Raw genomic sequence first — 8815 nt, forward strand, 5'->3', positions numbered from 1 at the left:
CAGCGGTTATAAGATCCGGGAAGACCAAAATGCAGATAACCTGTATGTGCTTCTGGATACTACAGCTGAAACAACAGCCTCTATCTACTGGATCACGCCAGTGATCGAAACTGTGCCAACCGTAGCACAGGAATTTGAAATCGGTACCAGATTAAAGGATATCCAAAATTCACCAGAAAAGGATCCGGTCTTAACCGATGGAAAAGCTACATACAATCAGAAAGAAATTCCAGGAACCTGGCAATGGCAAAATCCTGAGACAGTACTTGACCAGGTGGGTGAAATCCGATACACAATGCTGTTTATTCCAGAAAATACAGCTGGATTTAAAACAATCCAGGCAGAAGTAACCGTATCCACAATAAAAGCAGTGGTGACGCCTCCTGAGATCCCGGAAATGGTCTATAATGGGCAGGAACAGGCTCCGGTTATTCCAGAAACGGAATTCTATAAAACAGTTCAAAATGAAAAGCATTTAGATGCTGGAGAGTACAATGTAACGATGGAACTTAAGAATCCTGCACTGTACAGATGGCCGGAAAGTGAAGAAAAAATTACGATCCTGCCCTATAAGATTCAAAAAGCCAAAGCAGACATTACAGGAACTCCGGACCCGGAAAAACTGACCCTAATTTATGGGCAGATGCTTTCAGATGGATTGACGTCAGAAACAGAACCGGACAGAGCGAAAAAGAAAACTCTGATTGCAAAAGATATGATATCCGGAATCAAGGTGAAGGTCGCAGAGATGGAAACAGCCGGAGAATGGCAGTGGAAGCTTGAAGAATCCGAGAAAAAGCAGCTGGCAGTTACTGAAAACGCTTATAAGCTTCAAGCAGTTTTTCAACCTGCTGATGAAAGCGTGGCAAAAAATGTAGAACCGATTGAAGAGATATTTACCGTAAAAGTAAAGAAGGCGGTACCTGCATTGACGTGTAAAGATTTCAGCGGAAAACTATTTAATTCAATAGATAATGAAGGAAATGTGGTTGGAAGTTATCTTTCAAATGCAGAGATTAATGGCTGGGTTGAAGCGAAAAATCCAATTACTGGCGAAACTATTGTGGGAACCTGGAAGGCAACACCTGTTGAGGACAAAGTCATCACTAAAGAGGGTGGAGGATTTGCATATAAGCTTACCTTTACTCCGGAAGATACAGTAAACTATTCAGAAGCTGTTGTTGAAAACTTGATGATTTATATTCATGTCGACTATAAGCCTGTAGTTCCAACGGACGCCCCTGCTCCAACAGAAACTCCAGCTCCGACAGAAGCACCTGCTCCAACAGAAGCACCTGCTCCGACAGAAGCACCTGCTCCAACAGAAGCACCTGCTCCGACAGACGCACCAGCTCCGACAGAAGCATCAGCTCCAACGGAATCCCTAGCTCCAACGGACGCACCAGCTCCGACAGAAGCACCAGCTCCGACGGAATCCCCAGCTCCAACAGAAGCTCCAGCTCCAACGGACGCACCAGCTCCGACAGACGCACCTGCTCCGACGGAAGCTCTGGCGCCAACGGACGCCCCGGCGCCAACAGAACCTTTGGCTCCGAAAGAATAAATTAGCCACAAAAAACTGACTGATCAATTGAATTTGACAAAAAAGATGCTATGAAACACAAACTAAAAATTTTTTCAAAACTTCCATTAATTGCTTTGTGCCTTATGTCTGCAATCGGAGCATATACTCCGGTTCTTGCAGACAGTGAATCCCAGGTAACTGTGTGTATTCTGGATTCAGGCTGCAACATGGAAGACATTACAGGGTGGAATTATCTGGAAGGCAGCGATAACCTTTCTGACAACAGCGGACATGGAACAGGCGTCTGTGAAATCCTGCTGGAAAAGGCACCGGATGCAAATCTGGTTATGCTAAAGTGTTTTGATGGGGAATCTGAAAATCAGACAGACGATAATACCATCATCCAGGCCATCTATGACAGCGTAGATAAATACCATGCAGATATCCTTAATATGAGTTGGACACTGAATAGAGATTCGAACCTCCTCCATGAAGCAATTCAGTATGCCAGCGAAAACGGAGTCCTGATACTGGCTGCAGTCGGAAACCTGAGCTTCCAGACACCTTCTGGAAGCCAGGTATATCCGGCTGCCTGGGAAGAAGTAATCGGCGTGGCAGGAGCTGATCTTGATGAAAACGGGAATCCCATAAGTTCGCTGTGGTATCTTGGCGGTGAAGCAGTATATGTAAGCGCAAACGGAAGCTATGAAGATCAGAAAGGATCCTCCTATGCGGTCCCCAGAGTAAGTGCAGCTGTAGCAGGGTACCTGCTGGAGAATCCAGGTGTAACGCAGGAAAAAGTACTGGACTATCTGAAAAATAAAGCTGTTGATGCCGGAGACAAGGGATATGACCTTCAGTTTGGGTGGGGGTATATCGAATGAAAATTGATAAGTAGTTAGAATAATGCGGAATGTAGATACAAAACAAAAGAATGCAGCTCATGTGTTGCATTCTTTTTGTTTTATAAAGCCTGCAAAAAAGAGCGATCATTTTTCATAGGTCTTTTTTCATAAATATAATGTGGGAATTTTGTACAAATTATCCAAATAATAGTTGCGAAAAACTTTAAAGCAATATATAATTGATTATAATCAAAAGTATATGCAAAATTATAATTACAAGGATGGATTGATGTAAAAATGCCAAAAGGATTACAACATAAAGGAATCGTCAGAAGAAACAAAATGATCTATGCAGCAGTAAAATTATTTCTGGAAAATGGATACGAGAAGACCACAACAGCCTCTATTGCAAAAGCTGCCGGGATGTCCCCCTCTTCCTTTTTTGCAGCATTTGATAATAAAGAAGCTTTGCTGCTTACCCTGGTCAAAACAATGTTTGGAAGCCAGTTTGATAAGGCGGAGAAATTATTAGGGGAAACCCCGGATCCGTTGCTTGTCTATGGAGTAGAAGTTTCGATACAGATGTACATAGCCGAATTGTCAGAACCGTTGAGGGAATTATATGTGGTAGGATATTCTCTTCCTACTACCTCAGAATATATTTATATGAGCACGGCGCAGAAGATTCAGCATATTTTTTCACAATATATAAAAGAAGCAGAATTGAAAGATTTTTATGAAATGGACATTGCCTCTGCCGGAATCACCAGAGGATTTATGGCAAAAAAATGCGACCTCTATTTTACCATGGAAAACAAATTAAGAAGATTACTGAAATGCTGCTTTACCTTATATAAAGTACCGGAAGCCAAACAAGAGGAAGTAATCGGTCAGATCTTAAAAATGGATCTGAAACCAATTGCAGAGAAAATCATAGAAGACACAGTAAGAAAAGCAGAAGAAGGATTTGAAGCAGTTTTGGCAGAAAAGTAAATATTTTGAAAATTATATAAGTATAAAAGGACTGACAAAAACCTGTCAGAAGTAGCAGCGACCTGCACAGAAGATGGATTAACGGAAGGAAGATACTGTGAAATCTGCGGTGCAGTATTTGCAGCACAGAAAGCAGTGAAGGCAACAGGCCATAAAGAAGCAATAGACAAAGAAATAAATGCCACGTATTTTACTCTTTAAGGATCCTGAACCTGAGAAAATTAATGGATTTAAAGACATTACAGAAGCTGTAAACTTTTTAGATATAATTATCCAGTGTGACGGACAATCAATAAATAATAAAGAGCATTTCTGCTTCACTCATAGAACAATTGAACCACATGAGGAGCGAAGTATTGAATATAGTGATGGAAGAACCGAAATGGGATGCTTTAAGTGCGAGGCATGCGCCTGGAGAAGAACTATTCGGTATATAAATGAACCATCGTGGTATGCAGATTAAAGATATCCGGGGCACAAATTGTCATGTTGTTCATATCTGTAAGGAAATTTACAGAAATTAAGGGGCTGGAAACAGTCCCTTTTCAAATACTTTTGGAAAGTTACAGGGAAAACATATGGATAAAGTTTTGAAAAACTGTGCGTCGCATTCTCGTTACTTCAGTGATGAGCTAGGCGCACTATTTTTTGAAAATAAGTAGAACAAATGTTTGTAAATTCTATTTGCATATGGTACAATTCATTAGGAAAGTATCAGATTCAGAGCAAACAAAAAGAGCAATTCTGAGAAAAACTGGAACTGCTCTGAATGTGATTCTTTCCAATTGAATTGTCTGGTAATCTATATAGATGAAAAATGGAGTTTGCCTTAATCAAAATGTAATCTAAAAAATGAGATTCCATTGAAAAGCAAAATAATTGGCAGGAGGATATCTTATGTTTCGCGAGATGAGAAGATTTAAGCAACAGGTTTCACAAGATGAATGTAAAAAAATATTAAAAGATGAAAAAAGAGCTGCTTTTTCTGTAATTGGTGATGAAGGGTATCCCTATACCATTCCAATTAATTTTTACTATGAAGAGGCTGATCATACGATTTATTTTCATGGAGCCAGAGAAGGACACAAGATGGATGCAATCCAGAAATGTAATAAAGTGTGTCTGACAACCTGGAACCAGGGTTTCAAAAAAGAAGGGCACTGGGAGTGGAATGCCACAAGTGTTGTTGTGTTTGGAAAAGCAGAACTTATCACAGATACCAAGATTATAGAAGACCGTCTTCGAAAACTGGCAGAAAAATATTACCCTACAGTAGAAGAAGTAGAAAAAGAAATGAATGGTTCTGCAAGAAGTCGTGTCCAGCTATTTGCAATCAGAATTGAGCATATGACAGGGAAGCTTGTAAATGAGAAATAATATGTAAGAGAGTTTGCTGACATAAAAAAGAAGGGAACACATTTATGATTATTCAGACCGGTATGCGGACGGATATCCCGGCGTTTTATTCGGAATGGCTGTGTAACCGGATAAAAGAGGGCTACGTGATGGTTCGGAATCCATATCAGCCGCAGCAGGTAACAAGATATACCTTTTCGCCTTCTGTGGTAGATCTGATTGCGTTCTGCTCGAAAAATCCGGCGCCTATGCTTTCACACATGGATTTACTGAAAACATATGGAATGTACTGGTTCGTTACCATTACCCCTTATGGAAAAGAAATAGAGCCTCTGGTTCCAGATGTAGAAGCGGTAATAGATACATTTCGGCAACTGGCTGAGATTACAGGACCGGATTCCATGGGATGGCGTTATGACCCTATATTCCTGAATGAGACTTATACGCCAGAGGTCCATATCCAAAAGTTTACACAGATCGCACAGGCCCTTGAGGGCTATACCCATACCTGCGTGATCAGTTTCATCGACCTGTACCAGAAAGTGAGAAGAAATTTTCCGGAAGCCCAAGCTGTACCAAAAGAAAAACGTCTGTCACTTGGGAAAACCATGATACAGATAGCCGCGGCACATGGAATGAAAGTATATCCCTGTGGAGAAGGAACAGAATTAGCCTGTTATGGGGCAGATTGCAATGGCTGTATGACACAGGAAACATACGAAAAAGCCCTCCATACCACGCTGGATATACCGAAAAAGCAGCCACTACGGAAAGAATGTGCCTGTTTTATGGGAAATGATATTGGAGCATATAATACCTGTCTTCATGGATGTAAATATTGTTATGCTAATTACGATACCAAAACGGTTCGTCAGAATTATGCTTTGCATGATCCGAAATCCCCGTTTTTGATTGGAAATTTAAAAGCGGATGATAAAATACATCAGGCGGATCAGAAAAGCTGGATCGACGGACAACTGGTTCTGAAATTTGATTGATAGAAGGAAAAGCTATATGGAAAAGCTTTTGAAAGAACACTGAGCATAAGGAGAGTCTGAAAATGGCAAAATTATATTTCCGCTACGGAGCAATGGGAAGCTCGAAATCAGCAAACATACTAATGGTCCGTTATAACTACGAAGAGCGCGGTCAGTATGCCGTTTTGTTAAAACCAAGAACAGACAGCCGGGATGGAGAACGCAAGATCCAGTCTCGTATGGGATTATCTGCTTCAGCAGAATACGTGGATGAATTTTTAAAAGAGATCTCTACGATCTGGAAAAAAGAAAATACAGAATACCGGTATCAGGGAAAGAAAGTGGATGCAGTTCTGGTGGATGAAGCGCAGTTCCTTTCGGAAGCGGAAATAGACACTTTGTCCGACCTTGTGGATTTTTATAATATTCCAGTGATCTGCTATGGACTGCGCACCGATTTCCGCAACCGCTTATTTCCTGGCTCCAGACGTCTGATGGAGATTGCAGATGTCATAGAAGAGGTGCCGACTGTCTGCTGGTGTGGAAAGCGTGCACAGTGTAATACCCGGTATGCAAATGGAAAAATTGTACGGGAGGGTGCGCAGATCATGCTTGGCTCCAATGAAAGCTATGTGGCGCTTTGCCGGAAGCACTACAAAGAAGGAAAATTATGGAAAGAAGCTGGAGCAGAAAATGAAACGAGCACCAGGAGAAACTGTAAAATTATGGAAAAGGAGTAAGATATAAGAGGAAGGGGACTATTCTATGAGTAAGAAAAAGGTAGCTTTTATCTGTGTCCATAATTCATGCCGCAGCCAGATAGCAGAAGCATTCGGAAAGCATTTGGCATCAGATGTATTTGAAAGCTATTCGGCTGGTACAGAGACAAAACCGCAGATCAATCAGGATGCGGTCCGGATTATGAAAGAATCATATGGAATAGATATGGAAGCAGATGGTCAGTACAGCAAACTGATTTGCGATATCCCCACGCCTGATATTGTGATTTCCATGGGATGCAATGTCGGATGCCCGTTTATTGGCAGATCTTTTGACGATAACTGGGGACTGGAAGATCCAACGGGAAAAAGCGATGAGGCGTTTAAATTAGTTATGGAAGAAATCAGGAAGAAAATCCTTGAATTAAAGAAGCATGCTTTTGATATGCTAAAGCCAGAATTACAGGTAAGCAAAGAAGCGGCAGCAAAGTTCAACCTTCATTTTGAATATGCGCTGAAACATTACTTTGCAGAAAACTAAAATAGATTTTGATAATTCAAGTGAAAATTGTACGTTAGGATCGGAGAAAAGTAAAGAAATGAAACAATATATCGTGGATGCTTTTACAAATGAACCGTTCTCTGGAAACCCGGCAGCGGTTTGTGTGATGGATCAGTGGCCATCTGAGAAATCTATGATGAAGCTTGCTATGGAAAACAATCTTTCCGAAACAGCATTTATTGTAAAAGAGGAAAAAGGTTACCATTTAAGATGGTTCACACCGGGAACGGAAGTGGAATTATGCGGGCATGCAACACTGGCTTCTGCTTTTGTGATCCTGAATTATTATGAACCCCAAAGCGATGCTGTTACATTCCATACCCTTAGTGGAAAGCTGACGGTCAGGAAAGACGAAAATCTATATGAAATGGATTTTCCAACCTATGAACTTCGTGAGATACCAGTTACGGATGCAATGGAAAGGGCATTCGGGGTACGGCCACAAAAAGCAGTTCTGGGGCTTGACCTGATCTGTGTCTTTGAAAAGGAAGAGCAGGTACGGCAGATGCAGCCTGACCAGACACTTTTAAAGGAAATCGAGGGCAGGATCCAGAACGCTACAGCTGCAGGAATAAATGTGGACTGTGTTTCGAGAAGCTTCTGTCCGAAACTATCCATTGCAGAAGATCCTGTATGTGGGTCTGCGCATTGCCAGATCGCTGCGTACTGGTCCAGAGTTTTGAACAAGCCTGCGATTAAAGCGTATCAGGCATCCAGACGTGGGGGATATCTTTACCTTGAACTTCTGGATAAAGGAAGGATAAAGATCAGCGGGGAAGCCGTATTGGTTGCGGTTGCTGATATTAAGGCAAAACTCTAAATGGGAGCTATCGAAGATTCCTTTTAATAAAAGAAATACTAAGAGAAGTAAAGAAACTTTATAGTATGGATGAAAGAGGGATAGAACATGTGCGGAAGATATTACATCTCAGAAGAAACCTATCAGGATCTACAACGGATTGTCGCCCTGGTTGAGCAGAACATAAAGAAAAAAATCCAGACCGGGGACATTCATCCTACGGAAACGGCTCCCGTTCTTGTATGGAAAGAGCCGGGAAGGCTTTGCCTGACCGAAAAAACCTGGGGGTATCCAGGCTGGCAGAAAAAAGGCATCATTTTTAATGCCAGGGCAGAGTCTGTAAAAGAGAAGCGGATCTTTCAGAATGGGATTTCCTATCACCGGGCAGTGATTCCAGTAAGTGGTTTCTATGAATGGAACCATCAGAAGGAAAAAAATACTTTTTACCGGAAAGATGGGAATACCATGTATCTGGCAGGATTTTATGACCGGTTTGGTATGGAAGACCGTTTTATCATTCTTACGACACAGGCCAATGATTCCATGAAACTGGTACATGACCGAATGCCGCTGGTTCTGGAAAGCAGCCAGGTTGTTCCCTGGCTTAGTGAAAAGGAAAGTGCAGGAAAACTCTTGCAGCAGGAGCCGGTTTCCTTAGAACGCTATACGCCCTATGAGCAGCAGTCTTTGTTTTGAAAATAGAATCCCGAAAAAAGCTGGTATGTGAATCATTCACAGAACCAGCCTTTTTATTTTCGCACAAAATGGAAAATAGGATCGGTATTAAAACCAAGGGTTTATTCCGATAAATTGGACACAACGAAAAAAAGGGAGTAAAAGAAACATTTACCACTTTACATCCGATAAGTGAGGCTATATAATAAGAAAACAGAACATACGTTCTTAATATAAGAGAGGTGAATCCTGTGGAACGAAAGATTTTACACAGTGACGCAAATTCATTTGTGTGACTTGAAAGTCACTACATTTATTGTCTTACCGTAAGGTGTAAGACCTGCTGTTCCGTCAGTTGAGTCTA

At 41.4% G+C, this 8815-nt stretch carries 8 protein-coding genes and 1 pseudogene; all 9 read left to right on the forward strand.

The genetic code is table 11. The features are described from left to right. Positions 1–1564 (forward strand): hypothetical protein (locus tag ABHC48_RS04350; RefSeq protein ID WP_243284470.1); only part of this gene is annotated, 1564 nt, incomplete at its 5' end. Positions 1565–1614: 50 nt separating this feature from the next. Next, complete coding sequence (locus ABHC48_RS04355) at positions 1615–2409, forward strand: S8 family serine peptidase (RefSeq protein ID WP_195699164.1); 795 nt, start codon at positions 1615–1617, stop codon at positions 2407–2409. Between the two features lie 258 nt (positions 2410–2667). Further along, complete coding sequence (locus tag ABHC48_RS04360) at positions 2668–3363, forward strand: TetR/AcrR family transcriptional regulator (protein WP_237925604.1); 696 nt, start codon at positions 2668–2670, stop codon at positions 3361–3363. An 897-nt stretch (positions 3364–4260) separates the two neighbouring features. Beyond that, positions 4261–4740, forward strand: a complete 480-nt coding sequence (locus ABHC48_RS04365) for a pyridoxamine 5'-phosphate oxidase family protein (RefSeq protein WP_148462058.1) — start codon at positions 4261–4263, stop codon at positions 4738–4740. Positions 4741–4784: 44 nt separating this feature from the next. Next, positions 4785–5717, forward strand: coding sequence for a DUF1848 domain-containing protein (locus ABHC48_RS04370; protein WP_173717344.1), 933 nt, complete (start codon positions 4785–4787; stop codon positions 5715–5717). A 62-nt stretch (positions 5718–5779) separates the two neighbouring features. Then, positions 5780–6436: a thymidine kinase gene (locus tag ABHC48_RS04375; protein WP_148462060.1), complete on the forward strand. Its 657-nt coding sequence runs from the start codon at positions 5780–5782 to the stop codon at positions 6434–6436. Positions 6437–6461: 25 nt separating this feature from the next. Further along, positions 6462–6845, forward strand: a pseudogene (locus ABHC48_RS04380) (arsenate reductase ArsC); the annotation flags it as partial. 169 nt (positions 6846–7014) lie between these two features. Then, positions 7015–7797: a PhzF family phenazine biosynthesis protein gene (locus ABHC48_RS04385; RefSeq protein ID WP_195699163.1), complete on the forward strand. Its 783-nt coding sequence runs from the start codon at positions 7015–7017 to the stop codon at positions 7795–7797. 87 nt (positions 7798–7884) lie between these two features. Continuing rightward, on the forward strand, positions 7885–8472 hold the full coding sequence (locus ABHC48_RS04390) for an SOS response-associated peptidase family protein (RefSeq protein WP_195699162.1): 588 nt from the start codon (positions 7885–7887) through the stop codon (positions 8470–8472). Positions 8473–8815: the final 343 nt, after the last annotated feature.

The sequence above is a fragment of the Ruminococcus sp. 1001136sp1 genome (assembly GCF_039841815.1).
In the GTDB taxonomy this organism is placed as follows: Bacteria; Bacillota; Clostridia; order Lachnospirales; family Lachnospiraceae; genus Blautia_A; species Blautia_A faecis.